Raw genomic sequence first — 18,707 nt, 5'->3', positions numbered from 1 at the left:
CGCGCCAGCTCTGTCACTGACGCATGATCCTTTCGGGATACCGGTATCCACTTTTCCGGATCATGCGGCAGTCTTGGGCTGCCCCGCCAGCATTGCCATGCGCACGTCTTCCGTCGTCGAATAGTCCTGCCTCCAAGACAGGCCGGTCAGGACTTCGGCGTAGTAGGGGCCGAGTTCGAGCCGGCGGTCCTGCTCCTCTTTCACATCAAGGGCGTAATAGCCGATCTGGTGGTAATAGGTGATGCGGGCGCGGATTGCAGCCTCGAGACCCTGATAGCCGAAACGCTCGAAAATTCCGGTGAGCAGGGCGATGACATTGGCGTCCACCGCCTGAACGCGTGAAGCGACTTTGCGTGATGTCTTCGCCCAGTCGCGAATGGCGCTGTCATAGGCCGGATCGAAGCCGATCTCGAGAACCCAGACGCCGAAGAAAGCCATATATTGCCTGCGCGGATCCGGTCCCGCCGCTTCGACCGCATGATGGAGCGAGGCGGTATTGGCTTCATACCAGTCGTCGAGCAGGGCATTGTGCAGATCGTCGCGGCCCTTGAAATGCCAGTAGAAACTGCCGGGCGTCACTTTCAGCCGGAGCGCCAGAGGCTCGACCTTCACCGCCGCTATGCCGGATTTGATCAGGAGCTTGCGCGCCCCAGCGATCCAATCGGCGCGCGACAGGGCGCCTGCGGGAGATTTCCTCATCGCGACGGGCCCGGCCCAGTGGGCTTGCAACTTGGCTTAAGCTGAGTTAGCGTCATTTCACCATAGGGTACCCTATGGAACGCGTCTTCTCAAGATCAAGAAACATAGGGAGGTTGACGATGACTGATATGATGAACAGACGCCGGGCATTGCAGGTGGCCGGTGCCGCGGCAGCAACGGCGCTTGCCGGCGGATTGCCGAAGCGCGCTCATGCGGCCGATCTCGAACTGGTGAAGCCGGGTGTCCTCACCGTCGCCTATAATGGCGACATGCCGGGAACGAGCGCCAAGGACGGCAAGCTGATCGGCCTCGATGGCGAGATCATGCAGTGGGTGGGCGAGCAGCTCGGCCTCACCGTCGAGCCGGTGCTGATGGAATGGGCGGCCGAGATCGAATCCGTCAAATCGCGCCGCGTCGATGCGATGCATGGCATGATGGGGTGGAATGAGCCGCGCACCAAGGTGATCAACATCACCGACCCCATCTATTATGGCGGCGCCAACATCACCCAGAAGAAGTCGAACAACTGGAGCACCATCAAGGACCTGGAAGGCAAGACGATCGCCACGATCCAGGGCTTCGGCTGGATCGACCAGCTGAAAGCCATCCCCAATACCGAGCTCAAGCTCTATGAAACCAGCGATGCCGCCATGCGCGACATGCTGGCGGGGCGCATCGACGGGCTCTTCGCCGATCCGCCGCTGGTGCAATATACGATCTCGCAGAATCCCGATTGGGACATCCATGCGGTGCCGATCAACCAGGAATTCGACCCGAAATATTCGACCATCACCGGCAAGTACAATATCGTCTTCGGCCTGTCCAAGGAGGCGCCCAATCTGCTGGCGGCGGTCAATGCCAAGATCGCCGAGGCCTGGGCCGGCTGCCTCAACCGCAAGACCGCCGCCAAATACGGGCTCGGCGATTTGTCCTGGTTCGAGCCCGGCGCGGTCAATGAGCGGGCCGGCAAGGATCGCCCGGCCGACTGGAAGCAGCCGGTCCTCACGGACGCCTGCAAGGCCTGACATCCATCGACGCGGCCGGGTATGATCTGCCCGGCCGTTTTCCTTGATCATGACCATGAGGGGTGGGCATGGCCGCATTGCTGCGCGTCGACGATCTGTACAAGGATTTCGCGGGGCTGAAGGTCCTGAAGGGCGTCTCGATGACGTTGGAGCGCGGCCACAAGACCGCGATCATCGGCCCGTCCGGTTGCGGCAAGTCAACGCTCCTGCGCTGCATCAATTACATGGAGACGCCGACCGCCGGCCATATCCATCTCGATGGCGAGCTTTTCGGCGAGACGCAGAATGGCGGAAAATACCAGCGCATGAGCGAGAAGCAGCTCGCCCGCCAGCGCTCGCAGGTCGGCATGGTCTTTCAGGGCTTCTATCTGTGGCCGCATCTCAATGCGCGCGACAATGTCGCCATCGCGCCAATGAAGGTGCGCGGCATGGAAAAGCGCGCAGCCTATGAACTCGCCGATGCCATGCTGGAAAAGGTCCACATGTCGCATAAACGGGACGAATTCCCGGAACGATTGTCAGGCGGCCAGCAGCAGCGTGTCGCCATTGCCCGCGCGCTGGCGCAGCAGCCGAAGCTCATGCTGTTCGACGAGCCGACCTCGGCGCTCGACCCCGAGCTGGTCGGCGAGGTGCTCAAGGTCATCCAGGAGCTTGCCGCCGAAGGCATATCGATGGTGCTCGTCACCCATGAAGTGCGCTTCGCCCGCCAGGTGGCCGACCATGTGATCTTCCTCGGCGATGGCGTCGTGGTGGAGGAGGGGGCGCCCGACCAGGTCATCGGGGCGCCGAAGCATGAGCGGCTGCGCAGCTTCCTCAAGCAGATCCTGGAGCACTGAGCTTCATGGATGTGATCCTCGGCAAGATCGCAACGCTCGGGCCCCCGCTGCTGCTCGGCGCCGTCACCACCGTCACGATCACGCTCGTTTCCCTCATCATCGCGATCATCCTGGGGCTCACGCTGGCTCTTATCCAGCGGGCGCGCATCACCTGGCTCAACTGGATCATCGCCGCCTATATCGAGCTTTTCCGCAATACGCCGGTGCTGGCCCAGCTCTTCATCATCTATTTCGGCCTGCCCTATCTCGGCTACAAGATCCCGTCCTTCCTTGCCGCCGTCATCGGGCTCGGCCTCAATGGCGGAGCGGTGCTCGCCGAAGTGTTCCGCGCCGGGATCGCCGCCATCCATGTGGGGCAGCGCGAGGCCTCGCTGTCGGTCGGCATGACGCCCTGGATGGCGATGCGCTACATCATTCTGCCGCAAACCTGGCGGATGACGCTGCCGCCGACCGGCAATTACGCCATTGCCCTCTTCAAGGACACGGCCGTGGTCTCGGCGATCGCCGCGCCCGAGATCATGTTCTATGCGCGAACGCTGGTGGCCTCGACCTTCGAGACCGCTTTCATCTATCTCCTCGTCGCGCTCATCTATTTCGTGCTCGCCTTTCCCATGGCGCGGCTCGTCGACCGGCTGGAACGCCAGCAGAGGGCATGGCTATGATCTCGGACCTTGCCAGCTTCTTCGCCACCTATGAGGAGAACTGGGCCAGCTGGTGGCCGCAGCTGCTGCCCGCCATATGGGTCACCATCAAGCTCACCGCCGCTTCCTTCCTGCTGGCTCTGGCGATCGGTTTCCTCCTGGCGCTGGGCAAGCTGTCGCGCAACAGGTTGCTCAGGGCTTTCGCCACCGGCTATGTCGAGCTGGCGCGCGGCATTCCGGCACTTGCCATCCTCTTCATCCTCTATTTCGGCCTGCTGCCGGTCGGCATCGTGCTCGATGCCTTCGTCGCCGGCTTCATCGGCCTCGGCATGAGCGGAGGCGGCTATTTCGCCGAAGTGTTCCGGGCCGGAATCCTCGCCGTCCATAAGGGCCAGCGCGAAGCGGCGGCTTCGGTCGGCATGACGCCGTTCACGAGCTTCCGCTGGATCATCCTGCCGCAGGCGATGCGCGTGATCCTGCCGCCGATGATGAACCTGTTCATCAGCCTGCTGAAGGATACATCGCTGTGCTCGCTGATCACCGCCCCCGAACTGATGCTGCGCGCGAAAGACCTGGCGATGATGTCGTTCCTGCCCATGCATCTCTTCGTGCTGGCGGGCGCCCTCTATTTCCTGCTCGCCTGGCCCATGTCGCTGCTGGCGCGCCATTTCGAAAGGCGCATGCGGCGCGGATACCGGGCAGGGTAGATCTCTCCATTCGCATCGGCTTATCCGAAAAGTCTGCAACTTTTCGGGCCGATGCTATGCGGCGCGGGCGTCGATCCGGCTCTTTTCCTTGGCGAAGGGGCTGAGGCCCAGCCATTTCTGCATCGCGCGCGCGATGGCCGGATCGCCGGTGAGGTCGAGCGCGCCCTGGTCCACTTCCTTGTCGACGGTCGAAAGGCCCATCCAGATCGCCGTCATCGCCCTGAGCGATCCCGTCACGGAGAGATCGATCTCATGCCCCGGATCGACGAGGCAAAGATCGACCATGCCCTTGTCGATCACCAGCCACCAGTTGCGCCGCGGGTCTTCGAGCTCGGGATATTCGAAATGGATGGTGCAGCGCTTTTCTGGCAGGGGCCTGGGATCGAGATGGCGGCGCATGTCCCACATGAGGAGAGAGGGGTCGAGATTCTTGAGCGAAAGCTTCGATTCGACCCAGCGCTGGCCCCAGATGCCGAGCGACATCACAAGCGGGCGCAATTCCTCGCCGGCCTCCGTCAGCACATATTCGACGCCGCCCGCCTGGCGCCCCTGCCTGGTATAGATGATACCGGTTTTCTTGAGGTCTTTCAGGCGTTTGGACAAAAGGGTCGGCGACATGCGCGGCACGCCGCGGCGGATGTCGTTGAAGCGCGTGCTGCCGCACAAGATCTCGCGCAGCACCAGCGCCGTCCATCTTGTGCAAAAGACCTCGGCCGCCATCGCGACCGGGCAAAACTGCCCATAACTGCCGTGTTCCACAATCAACTCCTGTGGTCAGGCCCTCGAAGTGGACGCTACGCAAGGACCTGCCGCGAGTCCAGTACAGTTTTGAGACCGGCGACCCGTATGGCGGCACCCTCCCGGGGACGGCCGGTACACTTCCGGGACTGGAGAAGGGACGGGGTCAATGGGATGATGCTGGCGGAGAGGCGTTTCCGACCCCGAGGTATTTTCATGGCCCAAATTCACCCCATCCCGACCGCCAAGGCGGCAGCCTTCGACGTCGACATTACCGAGACCGCCCATCGGCTCGGTCAGCTCTTCGCCGCCGCGGCGCCTCAGGACGAAGACCAATTCGTCGGCCACAATCTCAAAGCGCTCAAGGAAGCGGGGCTTGTCGAAGCCGGCGTGCCGCGCGCGCTGGGCGGCGGTGGCGCGTCGGTCGACGAGCTGTCCGAGATGCTGCGCATCCTGGCCCACCATTGCGCCTCGACGGCGCTGGCCTTCTCGATGCATACGCATCAGGTCGCCATCCCGGCCTGGCGCTATACGCATCAGAAGGTCGCCGCGGTCGAGCCCTTGCTCAAGCGGATCGCGGCCGAGCGCATCATCCTGTTGTCGAGCGGCGGATCGGACTGGATCGCGGGATCGGGCAAGGCCGAGAAGGTCGAGGGTGGCTATCGCATCACGGCGCGCAAGGTCTTCACCTCGGCCGCCCCCATCGGCGATCTCCTGATGACCGGAGCCGTCTGCGACGGCGAGGTGCTGCATTTCGGCATTCCGATGAATTCGCCCAATGTGAAGGTGATGGACAACTGGCGCACGCTCGGCATGCGCGGCACGGGCTCGCATGACGTGGTGATCGACGGGCATGTCGTTCCCGATGCGGCCATCGCGGTCAAGCGCAAGGCCGGCGAATGGCACCCGCTGTTCCAGATCATCGCCACCATCGCCTTCCCGCTGGTCTATTCCGTCTATGTCGGGGTCGCCGAAAGTGCGCGCGACATCGCGGTCGATCTTGCCAGGAAGCGGCGTCCGGACCGCAATGTCATGATGCTGGTCGGCCAGATGGACACCCATTTGCGGGCCGCGCAGATGGCCCATGCGTCCATGCTGGCGCAGGTCAGGCGCAACGCGCCCTCGGCGGATACGATCAATGAAGTGATGATCGGCCGCCAACTCACGGCCGAGAACGCGATCCGCGCGGTCGAGCTTGCCATGGAAGCGGCGGGTGGCGCCGGCTTCTACCGGGCGCAGAAGCTCGAGAAGCATTTCCGCGACATCCAGGCTGCGCGCTACCATCCGCTGCAGAGCGGCCCGCAGGCCGAATATGCCGGCGCCATGGCGCTCGGGCAGCCGATCGACAGCATTTTCTAAGTCAATAGCGCGAGTCACATTCGCGACTCTGACCGGCCCTGTGAAAAGTCGGCGTGAACTTCAAGGTCAGCCATGGCATAGGAAGCCATGGCTGACTGGTCCTCAGAGCAGTATCTCAAATTCACCGATGAGCGCACGCGTGCGGCGCGCGATCTCCTGGCGCAGGTGCCGCTCAGTGCCCCGCATCTCGTCTATGACCTTGGCTGCGGGCCGGGCAACTCCACAGAGCTGCTGATCGATTGCTACCCCAGGGCGCGCATCATCGGGCTCGATTCCTCGTCCGACATGCTGGCCAAGGCGCGGAAAACCTATCCGCGGGCCGAGTTCATGGACGGCGATCTCGCGACCTGGCAACCGGATGGGAAGGCCGATCTCCTGTTCGCCAATGCCGTCTTCCAATGGGTGCCGGATCATGTGCGGGTGCTGCAGCGGCTGTTGCGCGGACTGCCCAAAGGGGGCGTGCTGGCGGTGCAGATGCCGGACAATCTCAACGAGCCTTCGCATGTGGCGATGCGCGAGACCGCACTTGCCGGCAGCTGGGCCGACAAGCTCAAGACCCTCAGCCGGGTACGCGATCTGCTTCCCACACCCCATTCCTATTATAATGAGCTTAAGCCTGAGGCGGCGCGGATCGACATCTGGCACACGATCTACAACCATCCCCTCGACGGGCCGGAGGGCATCGTCGAATGGGTGAAGGGCACGGGTCTCAGACCCTATCTCGATCCCCTTGATGAGGCCGAGCGCAAGGGCTTCCTGGCGCTCTATCTCGAGCGCATCGCCAGGGCCTATCCGCGCGCGAGCGACGGGAAGGTGCTGCTGCGGTTCCCGCGTCTCTTCATCGTCTGCATCAGGTAATTCTCCTGCCGGAGATCAGTCTTCTTCCTTGGGCACCCATTTGCGGATCTCGCGCAAATGATGATCGGGCCTGGCGCCCTTGATGTCGCCGGGCCGGGCCAAAGCGAAAGTGCGCCGGCGCAATTCCTTCACCAGCTCGGCGCGGTCCTCGATATGGGCGATCTCGCTGAAGGGAATGGGCGATCCCACCCGCATGGTGAGCTTCGTGCCCATGCGGCGCGCCGTCTCGCGGAAGACCAGCGACAGGCGCAGCGTATCGCTGATGTGGCTGGCGAGCTGGAACAGGCGGCTGTTCTGCCCGACGAAGAAGACCGGAATGACCACCGCGCGCGAGGCGCGGATGAGCTTCGCGGTGAAAGGCGCCCAGGGCAATTCGACGGCGGGACCCTTATGCGGGCGCTCGCTGGTCGACACGCCGCCGCCGGGGAATATGCCGATGGCATGGCCGGTGCGCAGCCAGGATTGCGCCGTGAGCCGCGAGCGCACATTGGTCTCGCGCGCCGCGCGCGTGCCGGCGAAGTCGACGGGCAGCAGATTGTCCTGCGCTTCCGGAATCTGGCAGAGCACGGAATTGGCGAGCACCTTGGTGTCGGGCCGGACCAGCGTCGACAGCCAGGCGAGGCTGATGCCGTCGAGCACGCCGTAAGGATGGTTGGCGATGAAGATGACCGGGCCCTCCGTCGGGCATAGATCGAGCGGGGAGCGGTCGAAATCGACGGCGATTCTCAGCAGCCGCAAGGCGGTAGCAAAGAAGCTTTCGCCCGGCTGACGCTCCTGGTTGCGCCGGTCATAGAGCCTCTTGAGCTTGGCCTGTCCGCCGATCTTCTCGATCGCCTGGATGACGGTGCGCTGCAAGAGGGGCTGGTCGGCGGTCGAATAGGAGAAGCGCACCGGCTCACCGTCCGGCGCCTGGTCCTTTCCCCGGCCCCCGCGTTTGGTCGTCATTGGTCAGTCCCCCGCAGCAGTTTCAGACGCCCATGCGCCACAAGCAAGTGACTTTTCCCGCAGGAGGTGGAAAAAAGAGCCAGCGAAGACTTGATGAGAGGTATGTGCATGTACAGGCTTTACGGGCGTCCGGGTTCGGGCTCAGTCGTGGTCGAGGCCATTCTTGAAACGGCGGGGACGCCCTATGAAGTCGAACTCGTCGAACGGTCGCCGGACGGTCAGGTGCCGGAAAAGCTCGCCCGCGTCAATCCGCTGGGGCAGGTGCCGGCGCTGCGTCTGCCGGATGGGGAGATCATGACCGAGTCCGCGGCCATATCGATCTATCTGGCCGACAAATATCCGAAGATCGACCTGGCGCCGCCCGTCGCCGATCCTGCCCGGTCGCGCTATCTGCGCTGGATCGTCTATCTCGCCACCAATATCTATATGACCGATCTCAGGGCCTATTATCCCGACCGCTACACCACCGACCAGAATGGCGGTAAATGCGTGAAATCGGCGGCGCTCACGCGCATGGCGCGGGAATGGGAAATCTATGCCGAGGCGCTGGGCGAGAAGCCCTACATACTGGGCGAGAAAATGTGCGTGGCGGACATCTATGCCGCCATGCTGGCGACCTGGAATCTCGACGTGCCCGCCTTCTTCAAGAAGCATCCCAATATGCGCGCGATGTATGACCGCGTGACCGCGCATCCGGCCATCGCGAAAGTGTGGGCCCGCAATGAAATGGAAGACTGGAAGAACTAGCCGTGGCGGTGATCGCAGCTTGTGCAAAGTTAAGTGCACTCACCGAAATGTCCTGTGCAAAGTTAAATGCACTGTCACCGAAATGTCGAAATGTCTAATAATACCAGACTTGAGGACTTGACACTTGAAGCGCAAGGACAAGTTATCGAGGATCGATACAACGCTGGCATGAGATATTGATGAAGGTGAATGCGAGCATGAAAAGATATGGACACTTCGTTTCTGCTCTACTCGTCCTATTTGTGGTCTCTAGCCATTCTATGGCGGATTCACTGAAGACGGCTCACGAGTTGTGGAATGCTGGGGAACCCTTTAAGGCTGCTACAGAGGTTTATCCACTTGCTGTTCGTTCGAATGCGTTGGCAAGGTTGCGATTTGCCTTTTATGTAGTGGTTGTGCGAGGTCAGGGCAAATCGTATCCTGAACAATCCGATTGGGAGAAAAAATCCCATAACTGGCTTCTCGAGCTTGTGCAGGACGGAAAGAATCCAGAGCTTGCGGCAGGTTCCGCTGAGGTTTTAGGTATGGCGGTTGGTAGCGGCGGGCTGCAATTTGCGAAGAATGAAAAGATAGCTCAATGCTGGCTAGTGGTACAGCGATGTTGGGAAGACGTTATGATTTCAAAACAAGGTTCTGCGAATTGCGCTGCATTGGCTAGGCAAGCGCCGATCTGCCAGTGATCGTGCCGGATTTTCGAATTTTGATTACAGGAATTTCGGTGATGTGGTGGACGGCGCCCGCCATCGGCATCTGATGTGCCAAGATGGGTCCGTTGTAAAGTCCATCTGAGGAGCCATCCACCATGACGAAGATTACCACCACTGGTCTTGATATTGCAAAGAACAGCTTCGCGGCACACGGGTTTGATGAGTAAGGATTTCGGTGACACCACATCACCGAAATGTCTACATACTGGGCGAGAAAATGTGCGTGGCGGACATCTATGCCGCCATGCTGGCGACATGGAATCTCGACGTGCCCGCCTTCTTCAAGAAGCATCCCAATATGCGCGCGATGTATGACCGCGTGACCGCGCATCCGGCCATCACGAAAGTGTGGGCCCGCAATGAAATGGAAGACTGGAAGAATTGAGCTTCCCGAACAATTCGATGGAGCATTTTTGCGGCGCTCGGAAACGCCTTGCCGGGATCGGTGAATTCGCAATCGCCGACGCGTGAGCCTGTAAGGCTCGGCACGGCATCGGCCACTCCCAAATAGGAGTGGGCGCAGGGCGGCTATGGAGGGTTTGGCTCTGGCAGCACGGCCTTCAGGCCGCTTCGGCCTTCTCGCCGAGGCCGACGACGCGGCAGATCGCATAGACGAGATCGGCGCGGTTCAGCGTATAGAAGTGGAAGCTGTCGACGCCTTCGCGGCGCAGGAAGTCGATCTGCTCGGCCGCCACCATCGCCGCCACCAGATTGCGCGTCTCGGGATCGGCGTCGAGGCCGTGGAAGCGCTGGGCGAGGGCAGGGGGCAGGAAGGCGCCGCATTTCTCGGCGAACTCCCTGACCCTGGCAAAATTGGTGATCGGCAATATGCCGGGCACCAGCTCGATCTTGATGCCGCGCGCCATCACGCGGTCGCGGAAGCGCAGGAAGGCGGCATTGTTGAAGAAGAACTGCGACAGAGCGCGCGTCGCGCCATGCTCGGCCTTGTCGGCGAGAAAGGCCAGGTCCTCCTCGATCGAAACGGCCTCGGGATGCTTTTCTGGATAGGCGGAGACGGAGACCTCGAAGGGCGCGATCTCGCGGATGCCGCGCACCAGATCGGCGGCATTGCGGTAGCCCTGCGGATGGGGAGAGAAACGCGTGCCCACACCGCCCGGCGGGTCGCCGCGCAAGGCGACGATATGGCGGATGCCGGCTTCCCAGTAGCCGCGCACCACCTTGTCGACGTCCTCGCGGGGGGCGCCGACGCAGGTGAGGTGCGCTGCCGGCTTGAGCGAGGTGCGTTCGAGGATCGAATTGACCGTGCCCAGCGTGCGCTCCTGCGTGGTGCCGCCGGCGCCATAGGTCACCGAGACGAAATGCGGCTTCATCTCCTCGAGCCGCTTGATCACCTTCCAGAAATTCTCCGAGGCCTCGCCGGGCTTGGGCGGGAAGAATTCGAAAGAGACTCTCAGTTCAGGCTTGCTGTTCACGCCAGGTTTCCTTCCACGCGATTTCTTGCGCCGCGCGCAGTGCGCGATATGTCATCGGCCGGCCGTTGGGCGAGCCACAGCGACACAGTGAGGCCTGCCGCGCCATTGCTCCTGGGCGGCGGCAAGGTCCGTTCCTTGATCAATCGTAAATCGGCGCGCTTCAGCCATGAGGACATGAGGTCCGGGGCGATGCCGAGACGGCGATGGGCATGCTGGTCGCGCAGATGCTCAAGCTCATGCGGCGCGAAATCGACGATGAGAAGCCGGCCGCCGGGCTTCAGGACGCGGGCGGCCTCGGTCAAAGCGCGTCCGGGGTCATCGAGGTAATGCAGGACCTGGTGGACGGTCACGAAATCGGCAGCCGCCGAAGGGAAGGGCAGGGCATAGATATCGCCCTGGCGCACCTGCGCCTGGCGCAGACCCGCCGCTTCGAGATTGGCGCGGGCGACGATCAGCATCTCGCGGCTCTGGTCGATGCCGGTCGCCTGCGCGGCGCGCCCTGCGAACAGCGCCAGGATGCGGCCGGTGCCGGTGCCGAGATCGAAGAAATTCCCGAGATCGCCAGCCCCCGCCATGTCGAGCATCGCGGTCTCGACATCGGCCTCGCTCACATGCAGCGAGCGCAGCCTCTCCCAGTTGGGCGCGTTGGTGCGGAAATAGCTCAAGGCGTTCTCGGCGCGCTGGCGGCGAATCTCTTCCATGCGGGCAATGTCGCTCACCAGCACTTGGTCCGAACCGGGGAGGAGATCGACGACGGCGCGCGCCAAGGCGGCGCCGCGCGTCTGCTCGCTCAGGCGGAACAGCACCCAGCTGCCTTCCTTGTAGCGCGAGAGCAGCCCGGCCTCGGCCATCAACTTAAGGTGGCGGCTGACGCGCGGCTGGCTCTGGCCCAGGATCTGGGTCAACTCGCTGACATTGAACTCGCCATGGGACAGGACAAACAGCAGCCTGAGCCGCGTCGTCTCGGCAATGGCCCGCATTCCGGCAAGAAGTTCGTCCATGAAAACCTGCATGATGGCCGGGTCAAGCCCAGCCATGGAGTTTGACATGCTCACATAAACATATCTTTATGTCAAAATCAATGTTAGCCTGTTCTTAACCTAAAAAAGGCCTAACTCGCGGTCCAAGCAGAGACATGAAGCGTCACATAATTTGTGATCGTGATTTCGGGAAAATCAGATAAAGTGGCCGAACAGGAGCGAGAATGATCCGGGTGGTGCGCAATCGAAAGAGCGTTCAAATGCGCCGCATGCTTGCATGCGTCTGCGTTGCCGCGCTGTTCGCATTGCTGCCCGGCACGGCCTCGGCTGAACGTCAGGCCAATAAGTCCGCTTTCAAGGGCGTAGCCCTGACGGTCAAGCCGGCTGAAGAGCCCGGCAAGAAGAAATCCGCCAAAGTTGCCAAAGCCTTCAAGGCGGATCCGGCGATGCGGGTCATCATCGAGCCCGCGGCGACCGTTCCCGGCGTTGACGTCGTCGATGGCGTCCAGGTGCCGAAGGATCTGAACGAGACCGGCACCGAGAGCAGCGGTGATGAAGGCGACATTCCCGGCGATCTCGTCGAGGCCGCAGATGATCCGTTCGAGGGCGTGAACCGCGTGGTGTTCGGCTTCAACCAGGTCGTCGATCGCCTGGTGCTCGAGCCGTCGGCGCGCATCTATCGGGCCGTCATTCCGCGCCCCGTCCGCACCGGCGTGACGAATGTGCTGAACAATCTCGCCACGCCGATCACCCTCAGCAACGACATCCTGCAGGGCAATCCGGAAGCGGCCGCCAACACGATCAAGCGCTTCATGGTGAACAGCACGCTCGGTATCGGCGGCATATTCGATCATGCGACCGGTCTCGGCGAGCCGCTGCACCGCGAGGATTTCGGCCAGACGCTCGGCACCTGGGGGGTGGGCAGCGGTCCCTATCTGGTCCTGCCGATCCTGGGGCCCAGCAATCCGCGTGACGCCGGCGGCATGGTCGTCGATACGGCGGTCAATCCGATGACCTGGATACTTTACGATGCGCCGCTGTGGCAGAAATCGATCCCGGTCGGCACCCAGATCGTCGTGAGCCGCGAGGCCATCCTCGACGATTACGAGAACCTGCGCAAAAATTCGCCCGATTTGTACGCCAGTGTCCGCGATCTCTATGCTCAAAAGCGGCAAGCCGAGATCGCCAATGAAGCGGCCGGATATAATCCGGGTTCCGGCGTCAACAGCCTGCCGCCCTCCGCTCTCCCGCAAACCCTCAACCCATATTGAGGAACTCAAGATGACTGACATCGTCCGGCCTCTCAGCCGTCGCTTTTTCATGTCTTTGGCTGCCTCGATGGCGCTCCTACCCTCCCTGGCATACGCCGCCTCGCCGGCCGAGAGCTATGTGTCGAAAGTCGGGAATGGCGTCATCGCCGCCGCCCGCAACAATTCGGTGAGCCAGTTCCGCTCGCTGCTGAGGTCGAATGCCGATATTGCGGCCATCGCCATCTATTCGCTCGGCCCCTATCGCAAGTCGCTCACCAACGACGTGAAGTCCGAGTATTATGGCCTTGTCGAGAACTATATCGCCAAGGTCTTCCAGCAGAATGCCAAGAAGCTTGCCGGGCAGGGCCTCGAGGTGAAGGGCACGTCCGATGCCGGCGACAGCGTCCTGGTGAAGAGCGTGCTCAATTTCGGCGGCGGCGGATCGGTGCCGGTGACATGGCGGCTGGTCAAGCGCGGCGGCGGCTTCCGGATATTCGATGTGAATGTCGACGGGATCTGGCTCGCCTCCACCCAGAAGACGAATTTCGTGTCGGTCCTGAAGAAGAACAACGGCCAGATATCGGCGCTTCTCGCCTATCTCAGGCAATGAAGCGTCACACGATTTTCACTTCCCGGCTTGCATAAGACCCGCGACCTCTGGCAAAAACCCGGCCAGAGAGGGCAGGCAACCAACTGACGGATCAGGGATGAGCGATTCTGTTTTCAATAGCCGTTTGAGCCGCCGCGGACTCCTGGGCCTTGGCGCGCTGCTCGCCTCAACCAGCCTGGCGGGCCACAAGGCCCTGGCCCTTTCGCCCGCCGAACGATATGTCACCACGGTCGGCACCAACGTGCTCAGGGTCGCCAATAGCGGCGCCGGCAAGGCCGCCATGCGGCAGCGCCTGTCGAACCTCATCAACCAGAACGCCAATGTGCGCTCGGTCGGCCTCGTGGCGCTCGGGCCCTATCGCAAGAACCTGCCGCCCGGCAAGGCCGGAGAATTCGTCAAGCTCGTGTCGTTCTATATGGCGGCGTTCTTCGTCTACTATATCGACGAGTTCCAGGGCTCCAAGATCGAGATCGATTCATCGAGCAAGCAGGGCAACGCGACGCTCGTCAACTCGTTGGTGCGCTTCAAGAACGGCTCGACCACGCAGGTGCGCTGGCGCATCCTGGGCGCCGGTCAGGTCGGCGACATCAACGTCCGCGGCGTCTGGCTGTCGCTGCAGCTCAAGAAGCGCTTCACCGATGTGCTCAAGCGCTCGAAAGGCGATTTCGACGCGCTGTTCGCCGAGCTGAAGAGCGCCGAAAGCTGGTGAGGGCGGGCAGTTGACGAAACGATGCCCGTTCCGTTACGTCTCAGCATTTGAGCAAGCCAACCAGGTCGAATCATGACTGATGTTCCAAAGGGCCTGTCACGGCGCGCCTTCATCAAGGCGAGTGGCGCCGTCGCATTGGCGATCGCGGGCGCCCCGGCGGTGCAGGCCGGCGACAAGAACCATCCTTCGGTGGCCTTCATGAAGAAGGTCGGCAAGGACCTGCTCGAAGCCCACCGGCAAGGCACCGTCGCCAGCTTCCTCGGCGTCATCCAGCGCTATGCCGATGTGCCCGATATCGCGCTCTACTCGCTCGGCCAGTACAAGGCCAATCTGGGGGCGGGCCAGCGGCCGCGCTATTTCCGCGGCGTCGCCGTGTTCATGTCGCGGTATTTTGCCGACCAGTCGCGCGAATATCCGATCGCCAAATACGAAGTGGGCGAGGCGACGCAGGACGGCAAGGATGTGATGGTCTCGAGCCGCATCTATCTGCTGTCGGGCCAGACCTACAATGTCACCTGGCGGCTGGTGTGGCGCAACAAGGGCTACAAGGTCGCCGATGCCAAGGTGCTCGGCTTCTCGATGGTCTATATGCAGCGCGGCATCTTCACGTCCTATCTGTCGAAGCGCAAAGGTGACCTCGTCCAGCTGATGAACGCGCTCGAAGGATAGGCGCGCACTCGCCTGCTAAGCCTCCATTAATCTTAAAATTTTAACGTCCGGACGGGTCGGTCGCGTTCCGGAGTTGCTTCATGCGTTTCCACAAAGCTGTCGGGCTGGGCTTCGGCGCAGCCTTGCTCGCCATGCTTTCAGCCTGTGGCGACGGCTCCAAGCAGTTCACCACCGAAGGGCTCATCGCGCCCCCGATCCACTGCCTGACCGATCCGCGCATCCTGGGCGAAGCCGAGAGGCTCGATCCGATCGATGAGGGCAATGGCTGCCAGGTGCCCAATCCGTGGAAGATGTATTCGGTCGCCAGCGTCCGGTTCACCCAGCCGGCGACGCTCAATTGCAGCGTCACCCAGCCGCTGCATGACTGGATGAACGGCACGGTGCAGCCGGCCGCACAGACCGCCTTCGGCGAGAATGTGACGGCGATCACGGTTGCCGCGTCCTATTCCTGCCGGGCGCGCAACAACAAGCGCGGCGCCCGCATGAGCGAGCACGGCTTCGGCAATGCCATCGACATATCGAGCTTCACCCTCGCCGACGGACGCAAGATCACCGTCAAGCAGGGCTGGCGCGGCGGCGGCGATGAGCGCGACTTCCTGCGCGAGATCCGCCACGATGCCTGCGGCGAGTTCATGACCGTGCTGGGCCCCGGGTCAGACCGCCATCACGGCGATCATTTCCATCTCGATCTCGCCAACCGGCGCAGCGGCAAGGCCTATTGCAAGTAGGGCTCTCCCTCCGCCGCGCGAAGCGCGGGGAGGGTGGCGCGAAGCGCCGGGTGGGGTCTTTCCACCGGAAAATATTCGATGACTGGCCTGAATGGCTTGCAAATATTTTGCTTGAGAGATTTTCCTTGTGGATACACCCCACCCGACGCGCATTCCGCGCGCCACCCTCCCCGCCTCTCGCCTTCGCGAAGCTGAGGCTTCGCTTCGGCGGAGCAAGGGCGGCGGTGGAGGGAGAGCCTATCGTCGCCCAGACGGGCCGATGCGCTACTCGACAACACCCGGTTTCTCGGTGTTGACATATTTGAAGCTCGCCGGATCGAAGAACGGCGTGTCCTGGCCCAGCCACACATAAGCGAGCAGGGCGCCGTCGATGACGGTGAAATACTGGATCGCATCGTTGGTGGTGCCGTAATTGCCGCAGGCGGCGAAGACCTCGTCGGTCGCGAGAAGCTCTTCCATATAGGAGACATTGGGCTCGTAGTTGTAAGTGCCCGAGGCGAAGTCGAGATGCACGAGGCAGCGGCCCTTCTCCTTCTCCTTGATAGAAGGCGATGCGACGTCCTCGATGAGCACGGATGGTTTGACATCGTTGAGCGGCCAGAACTGGGCGACCGGACCGCCATGGTCGCCGCCCCAGGACTGGATGAGCTCCTCGCGCTCATTCAAGGCATAGACGACTTTCGGCAAGTCCTTGCTCGTGCATTCCTGATAGCGGAAGCTCAGCTGCTGATGGGGCTTGCCGTGGATGAGAACGGTCTGCTCCTTCCACTGGCAACCGTGCAGGAGAGTTGCGTCGCTGCTTTCAGCAGCGGTCTGGGCAAAGAGCGGCGCCGACGGGATGAGAATCCCGGCTCCGCAGATCAACAGCCTCGTCCAGCGCATTGCCAAACTCCCGATTCCAATCATGATCTTAACCGAGATACTTCATAAATCGAATCATCCTGGCCACTGGTGACCATTCGTCAATTGGCGAGACCTAGTGGATCACCCGCGTATAGGCCTCCAGAAATTCATCGGCGTCGCGCGGGCAGCCGCCGCCGTCCTCCGGCGGCTCGACATAGCGGTCGAGATTAAGCCCGATCCAGTGCACCTGGCCCGCCACCATGCCGACATCGCCCGATTTCGAGAACAGGCAAAGCGCGATCAGCCGGCCTGAGGCCGATACGGCGACAGCCGCGTTGTTGCCGCCGCAATTATGCGCCTCGCAGACCGCGGCGATGAGTCCATCCTCCTGCAGCTTTATCGGCGTGCCGACATCGAGATCCTCGATCCAGTCGGCGGTACCGGGCCCGGCCGCGGCATCGATCGCGGCGATCACCTTGGGATGCTCGAAGAAGGAAAAGCCGTCGACCACGTCGAAAGGATATTTGCCTGCATAGACCGACAGCTCATCCGCCGATGCGGGGAGATCGGCGGCCTGGGCGAGACTTGTGCTACAGAACAGACAAAGCAGGCTTGCAAGCTTTGAGAGCTTCATGAAATCAAGAGCCGATCATTGGGATGGGCGCAGTCTAACCGCCTGAATGTGGCATCGTCGGGGCTGGGTTCCCCGATTCCGAAATTGGCAACGGGCTTTTCACACAACTCCTTGTTGTCACGCAACTGGTTTGCTTGTTCCGGGTCCGTCCCCGTAGGCCACAATCCGGATTCGGATCGGGAGATCGCCCATGGCATGATTGCCGCCCCCGGATCCGCCCGCCCGGCATGCCATTCCGCCTCCGGCGAAATTTGCATTTTCAGCCGAGGCAGACTATCTCTCCCGCCATGGAACAGGAAATCATCACCCCCAAGGCCACACCTGCGCCGGCGTCCCATTCGATGGGATTCCTGAACAGCTTCCTGTCGGCGGCGGGCGTCGTGCTCTTGTCGGTGACCAAGCTGGGCGCCGCCTTCGCCGCCATCATCTGGGCCTTCTCCAAGCTGCTCGGCCTGCCGGACATGGTGATGTATGTACTGATGGCGCTCGGGCTTATCCCGGTCATCTGGTCGACGATCTGGGTCGCCGGCCGTGCCTGGCATGTGGAGCAGCTGCTCGAGACCGGCCGTGACGTCGATCGCCCCGTATTCCAGGCCTTCTACTACTGGAAGAAGCGCTGAGCCGTCCGGACCCCGTGACCGGCTTCCAGCTTTCACCGCGCCTCGCAGCCGACAGCATATTCCTTGTCGACTGGCCGTTGTGCCAGGTGCGGCTCATGGATGATGCGCGCTTTCCGTGGCTCATCCTGGTGCCGCGGCGCGACGGGCTCGAAGAGTGGACCGAGCTCAGCCCCGAGGACCAATCCGTGCTTTCCATCGAGATCGCACGCGCCGGGCGCGGGCTCGCCCAAAGGTTCTCGCCTCGCAAGCTCAATGTCGGCGCGCTCGGCAATATCGTGCGCCAGATGCATGTGCATGTCATCGCCCGGTTCGAGAGCGATGCCGCATGGCCGGGACCTGTCTGGGGGCAGGGCGTGCGTGCTCCTTACGAGGAAGAACCGCGGGAGCGTCTCACGGCAGATCTCCTGAGGCTGTTCAGCTAGCGCTGTCGCAGGCCTTGGCGATCTCCTTCTCGACCGCCTTGCGCACCTTGTCCTCGAAATCCGAGTTCTTGGCGATCAGCCGGCCAATATCGCCTTGCGGCTCGATCCTGAAATCGGTGACCGCGCAGGTCTTGTTGCTGATCGCGATGGCGACATCGAAGCTTTCGGCCAGCGTGATATGGACTTCGGCATCGTCATCGCTCGAGCATTCGACGGCGACGGTGCCTTCGATCTTGCGGCTGGCATCCGAGGTGCAATAGTCGATGTGCTCGACCTCGACCGAGCGGGTCTGGTCGACCTTGATCTTCACCTTGAACAGGCCGGCATCGACCTTCTTCTTGAGACCCTTGCACAGCCTGGCCTTTTCGATCAGCGGCTTGAGGGTCTCGGCGACCTCGACATTCTCGGACTTCTTGCAATCGAATTTTTCCTCCGACCAGGCCGGGCAAAGAGGCGCGGAGAGGCCGAGGACCAGGGCCGATAGGGCTGTCGCTGCAAGTTTCATGGAACCCTTCCTGTCATGGGGGAAGTCTTCCCGTCAATTGCG

At 62.0% G+C, this 18,707-nt stretch carries 24 protein-coding genes; 16 read left to right on the top strand and 8 right to left on the bottom strand.

What is annotated here, in order from left to right; genetic code table 11:
- Positions 1 to 60: 60 nt before the first annotated feature.
- A complete protein-coding gene (locus DT068_RS24910) occupies positions 61 to 699 on the bottom strand; it encodes a TetR/AcrR family transcriptional regulator (protein WP_119392599.1) in 639 nt (212 codons plus the stop codon).
- Between the two features lie 119 nt (positions 700 to 818).
- On the opposite strand from DT068_RS24910, the gene DT068_RS24905 reads away from it, so the two are divergent.
- The 4 genes from DT068_RS24905 to DT068_RS24890 all read left to right on the top strand — a co-directional run bounded on the left by DT068_RS24905 (position 819) and on the right by DT068_RS24890 (position 3,908).
- Positions 819 to 1,724 carry a substrate-binding periplasmic protein gene (locus DT068_RS24905; RefSeq protein WP_368905147.1) on the top strand — a complete coding sequence of 302 codons (906 nt, stop codon included), beginning with the start codon at positions 819 to 821 and terminating at the stop codon, positions 1,722 to 1,724.
- A 68-nt stretch (positions 1,725 to 1,792) separates the two neighbouring features.
- The gene (locus DT068_RS24900) at positions 1,793 to 2,560 is read left to right on the top strand and encodes an amino acid ABC transporter ATP-binding protein (protein WP_119392598.1); all 768 of its coding nucleotides are present in this window, start codon (positions 1,793 to 1,795) and stop codon (positions 2,558 to 2,560) included.
- 5 nt (positions 2,561 to 2,565) lie between these two features.
- On the top strand, positions 2,566 to 3,222 hold the full coding sequence (locus tag DT068_RS24895; RefSeq protein WP_119392597.1) for an amino acid ABC transporter permease: 657 nt from the start codon (positions 2,566 to 2,568) through the stop codon (positions 3,220 to 3,222).
- Positions 3,213 to 3,908: an amino acid ABC transporter permease gene (locus tag DT068_RS24890; RefSeq protein ID WP_119392596.1), complete on the top strand. Its 696-nt coding sequence runs from the start codon at positions 3,213 to 3,215 to the stop codon at positions 3,906 to 3,908. The genes DT068_RS24895 and DT068_RS24890 overlap by 10 nt, the downstream gene beginning before the upstream one ends.
- Positions 3,909 to 3,962: 54 nt before the next feature.
- On the opposite strand, the gene DT068_RS24885 is transcribed toward DT068_RS24890, so the two are convergent.
- Positions 3,963 to 4,670, bottom strand: coding sequence for a winged helix-turn-helix transcriptional regulator (locus DT068_RS24885; protein WP_119392642.1), 708 nt, complete (start codon positions 4,668 to 4,670; stop codon positions 3,963 to 3,965).
- Between the two features lie 192 nt (positions 4,671 to 4,862).
- On the opposite strand from DT068_RS24885, the gene DT068_RS24880 reads away from it, so the two are divergent.
- Together DT068_RS24880 and tam are read left to right on the top strand one after the other, a co-directional pair.
- Positions 4,863 to 6,005, top strand: a complete 1,143-nt coding sequence (locus tag DT068_RS24880) for an acyl-CoA dehydrogenase family protein (protein ID WP_119392595.1) — start codon at positions 4,863 to 4,865, stop codon at positions 6,003 to 6,005.
- A gap of 87 nt (positions 6,006 to 6,092) precedes the next feature.
- On the top strand, positions 6,093 to 6,863 hold the full coding sequence (tam, locus tag DT068_RS24875) for a trans-aconitate 2-methyltransferase (protein ID WP_119392594.1): 771 nt from the start codon (positions 6,093 to 6,095) through the stop codon (positions 6,861 to 6,863).
- A gap of 15 nt (positions 6,864 to 6,878) precedes the next feature.
- On the opposite strand, the gene DT068_RS24870 is transcribed toward tam, so the two are convergent.
- Positions 6,879 to 7,808, bottom strand: coding sequence for a lysophospholipid acyltransferase family protein (locus DT068_RS24870; RefSeq protein ID WP_119392593.1), 930 nt, complete (start codon positions 7,806 to 7,808; stop codon positions 6,879 to 6,881).
- A gap of 108 nt (positions 7,809 to 7,916) precedes the next feature.
- On the opposite strand from DT068_RS24870, the gene DT068_RS24865 reads away from it, so the two are divergent.
- The 3 genes from DT068_RS24865 to DT068_RS24860 all read left to right on the top strand — a co-directional run bounded on the left by DT068_RS24865 (position 7,917) and on the right by DT068_RS24860 (position 9,647).
- On the top strand, positions 7,917 to 8,555 hold the full coding sequence (locus DT068_RS24865) for a glutathione S-transferase family protein (RefSeq protein WP_162914436.1): 639 nt from the start codon (positions 7,917 to 7,919) through the stop codon (positions 8,553 to 8,555).
- 179 nt (positions 8,556 to 8,734) lie between these two features.
- Entirely contained in the window at positions 8,735 to 9,235 is a 501-nt protein-coding gene (locus tag DT068_RS28205) for a hypothetical protein (protein WP_162914435.1), read from the top strand.
- Positions 9,236 to 9,437: 202 nt separating this feature from the next.
- Complete coding sequence (locus tag DT068_RS24860) at positions 9,438 to 9,647, top strand: glutathione binding-like protein (RefSeq protein ID WP_368905145.1); 210 nt, start codon at positions 9,438 to 9,440, stop codon at positions 9,645 to 9,647.
- Positions 9,648 to 9,822: 175 nt separating this feature from the next.
- On the opposite strand, the gene metF is transcribed toward DT068_RS24860, so the two are convergent.
- Together metF and DT068_RS24850 are read right to left on the bottom strand one after the other, a co-directional pair.
- Positions 9,823 to 10,695, bottom strand: coding sequence for a methylenetetrahydrofolate reductase [NAD(P)H] (gene metF, locus DT068_RS24855; RefSeq protein WP_368905144.1), 873 nt, complete (start codon positions 10,693 to 10,695; stop codon positions 9,823 to 9,825).
- Positions 10,692 to 11,732: an ArsR/SmtB family transcription factor gene (locus DT068_RS24850; protein ID WP_368905143.1), complete on the bottom strand. Its 1,041-nt coding sequence runs from the start codon at positions 11,730 to 11,732 to the stop codon at positions 10,692 to 10,694. The genes metF and DT068_RS24850 overlap by 4 nt, the downstream gene beginning before the upstream one ends.
- Positions 11,733 to 11,935: 203 nt before the next feature.
- On the opposite strand from DT068_RS24850, the gene DT068_RS24845 reads away from it, so the two are divergent.
- The 5 genes from DT068_RS24845 (at position 11,936) to DT068_RS24825 (ending at position 15,641) form a co-directional block, all read left to right on the top strand.
- Positions 11,936 to 12,946: an MlaA family lipoprotein gene (locus tag DT068_RS24845; RefSeq protein WP_162914433.1), complete on the top strand. Its 1,011-nt coding sequence runs from the start codon at positions 11,936 to 11,938 to the stop codon at positions 12,944 to 12,946.
- 10 nt (positions 12,947 to 12,956) lie between these two features.
- The gene (locus tag DT068_RS24840) at positions 12,957 to 13,535 is read left to right on the top strand and encodes an MlaC/ttg2D family ABC transporter substrate-binding protein (RefSeq protein WP_162914432.1); all 579 of its coding nucleotides are present in this window, start codon (positions 12,957 to 12,959) and stop codon (positions 13,533 to 13,535) included.
- A gap of 97 nt (positions 13,536 to 13,632) precedes the next feature.
- On the top strand, positions 13,633 to 14,244 hold the full coding sequence (locus DT068_RS24835) for an ABC transporter substrate-binding protein (RefSeq protein ID WP_119392588.1): 612 nt from the start codon (positions 13,633 to 13,635) through the stop codon (positions 14,242 to 14,244).
- Between the two features lie 72 nt (positions 14,245 to 14,316).
- Positions 14,317 to 14,913: an ABC transporter substrate-binding protein gene (locus DT068_RS24830; RefSeq protein ID WP_119392587.1), complete on the top strand. Its 597-nt coding sequence runs from the start codon at positions 14,317 to 14,319 to the stop codon at positions 14,911 to 14,913.
- Positions 14,914 to 14,993: 80 nt separating this feature from the next.
- A complete protein-coding gene (locus DT068_RS24825) occupies positions 14,994 to 15,641 on the top strand; it encodes an extensin-like domain-containing protein (RefSeq protein WP_368905142.1) in 648 nt (215 codons plus the stop codon).
- A 264-nt stretch (positions 15,642 to 15,905) separates the two neighbouring features.
- Here the strand turns inward: DT068_RS24825 and DT068_RS24820 are convergent, their stop codons facing one another.
- Complete coding sequence (locus tag DT068_RS24820) at positions 15,906 to 16,523, bottom strand: hypothetical protein (RefSeq protein WP_119392586.1); 618 nt, start codon at positions 16,521 to 16,523, stop codon at positions 15,906 to 15,908.
- A 94-nt stretch (positions 16,524 to 16,617) separates the two neighbouring features.
- Positions 16,618 to 17,118 carry an Ivy family c-type lysozyme inhibitor gene (locus DT068_RS24815; RefSeq protein WP_119392585.1) on the bottom strand — a complete coding sequence of 167 codons (501 nt, stop codon included), beginning with the start codon at positions 17,116 to 17,118 and terminating at the stop codon, positions 16,618 to 16,620.
- A gap of 287 nt (positions 17,119 to 17,405) precedes the next feature.
- On the opposite strand from DT068_RS24815, the gene DT068_RS24810 reads away from it, so the two are divergent.
- On the top strand, positions 17,406 to 17,738 hold the full coding sequence (locus DT068_RS24810; RefSeq protein ID WP_119392584.1) for a hypothetical protein: 333 nt from the start codon (positions 17,406 to 17,408) through the stop codon (positions 17,736 to 17,738).
- A 14-nt stretch (positions 17,739 to 17,752) separates the two neighbouring features.
- Positions 17,753 to 18,160 carry an HIT domain-containing protein gene (locus DT068_RS24805; protein WP_119392583.1) on the top strand — a complete coding sequence of 136 codons (408 nt, stop codon included), beginning with the start codon at positions 17,753 to 17,755 and terminating at the stop codon, positions 18,158 to 18,160.
- On the opposite strand, the gene DT068_RS24800 is transcribed toward DT068_RS24805, so the two are convergent.
- The gene (locus DT068_RS24800; RefSeq protein ID WP_119392582.1) at positions 18,153 to 18,665 is read right to left on the bottom strand and encodes a hypothetical protein; all 513 of its coding nucleotides are present in this window, start codon (positions 18,663 to 18,665) and stop codon (positions 18,153 to 18,155) included. The two genes, DT068_RS24805 and DT068_RS24800, sit on opposite strands and share 8 nt — an antisense overlap.
- Between the last annotated feature and the right edge of the window lie 42 nt (positions 18,666 to 18,707).

Source organism: Taklimakanibacter lacteus (genome assembly GCA_003576695.1).
GTDB lineage: Bacteria > Pseudomonadota > Alphaproteobacteria > Rhizobiales > Aestuariivirgaceae > Taklimakanibacter > Taklimakanibacter lacteus.
This window is presented reverse-complemented; position numbering and strand designations above follow the sequence as displayed.

Coding starts and splice junctions, on each gene's coding strand:
- DT068_RS24910 (WP_119392599.1), bottom strand. CDS start 699: ATGAGGAAATCTCCCGCAGGCGCCCTGTCGCGCGCCGATTGGATCGCT.
- DT068_RS24905 (WP_368905147.1), top strand. CDS start 819: ATGACTGATATGATGAACAGACGCCGGGCATTGCAGGTGGCCGGTGCC.
- DT068_RS24900 (WP_119392598.1), top strand. CDS start 1,793: ATGGCCGCATTGCTGCGCGTCGACGATCTGTACAAGGATTTCGCGGGG.
- DT068_RS24895 (WP_119392597.1), top strand. CDS start 2,566: ATGGATGTGATCCTCGGCAAGATCGCAACGCTCGGGCCCCCGCTGCTG.
- DT068_RS24890 (WP_119392596.1), top strand. CDS start 3,213: ATGGCTATGATCTCGGACCTTGCCAGCTTCTTCGCCACCTATGAGGAG.
- DT068_RS24880 (WP_119392595.1), top strand. CDS start 4,863: ATGGCCCAAATTCACCCCATCCCGACCGCCAAGGCGGCAGCCTTCGAC.
- tam (WP_119392594.1), top strand. CDS start 6,093: ATGGCTGACTGGTCCTCAGAGCAGTATCTCAAATTCACCGATGAGCGC.
- DT068_RS24870 (WP_119392593.1), bottom strand. CDS start 7,808: ATGACGACCAAACGCGGGGGCCGGGGAAAGGACCAGGCGCCGGACGGT.
- DT068_RS24865 (WP_162914436.1), top strand. CDS start 7,917: ATGTACAGGCTTTACGGGCGTCCGGGTTCGGGCTCAGTCGTGGTCGAG.
- DT068_RS28205 (WP_162914435.1), top strand. CDS start 8,735: ATGAAGGTGAATGCGAGCATGAAAAGATATGGACACTTCGTTTCTGCT.
- DT068_RS24850 (WP_368905143.1), bottom strand. CDS start 11,732: ATGGCTGGGCTTGACCCGGCCATCATGCAGGTTTTCATGGACGAACTT.
- DT068_RS24845 (WP_162914433.1), top strand. CDS start 11,936: ATGCGCCGCATGCTTGCATGCGTCTGCGTTGCCGCGCTGTTCGCATTG.
- DT068_RS24840 (WP_162914432.1), top strand. CDS start 12,957: ATGACTGACATCGTCCGGCCTCTCAGCCGTCGCTTTTTCATGTCTTTG.
- DT068_RS24835 (WP_119392588.1), top strand. CDS start 13,633: ATGAGCGATTCTGTTTTCAATAGCCGTTTGAGCCGCCGCGGACTCCTG.
- DT068_RS24830 (WP_119392587.1), top strand. CDS start 14,317: ATGACTGATGTTCCAAAGGGCCTGTCACGGCGCGCCTTCATCAAGGCG.
- DT068_RS24825 (WP_368905142.1), top strand. CDS start 14,994: ATGCGTTTCCACAAAGCTGTCGGGCTGGGCTTCGGCGCAGCCTTGCTC.
- DT068_RS24820 (WP_119392586.1), bottom strand. CDS start 16,523: ATGCGCTGGACGAGGCTGTTGATCTGCGGAGCCGGGATTCTCATCCCG.
- DT068_RS24815 (WP_119392585.1), bottom strand. CDS start 17,118: ATGAAGCTCTCAAAGCTTGCAAGCCTGCTTTGTCTGTTCTGTAGCACA.
- DT068_RS24810 (WP_119392584.1), top strand. CDS start 17,406: ATGGAACAGGAAATCATCACCCCCAAGGCCACACCTGCGCCGGCGTCC.
- DT068_RS24800 (WP_119392582.1), bottom strand. CDS start 18,665: ATGAAACTTGCAGCGACAGCCCTATCGGCCCTGGTCCTCGGCCTCTCC.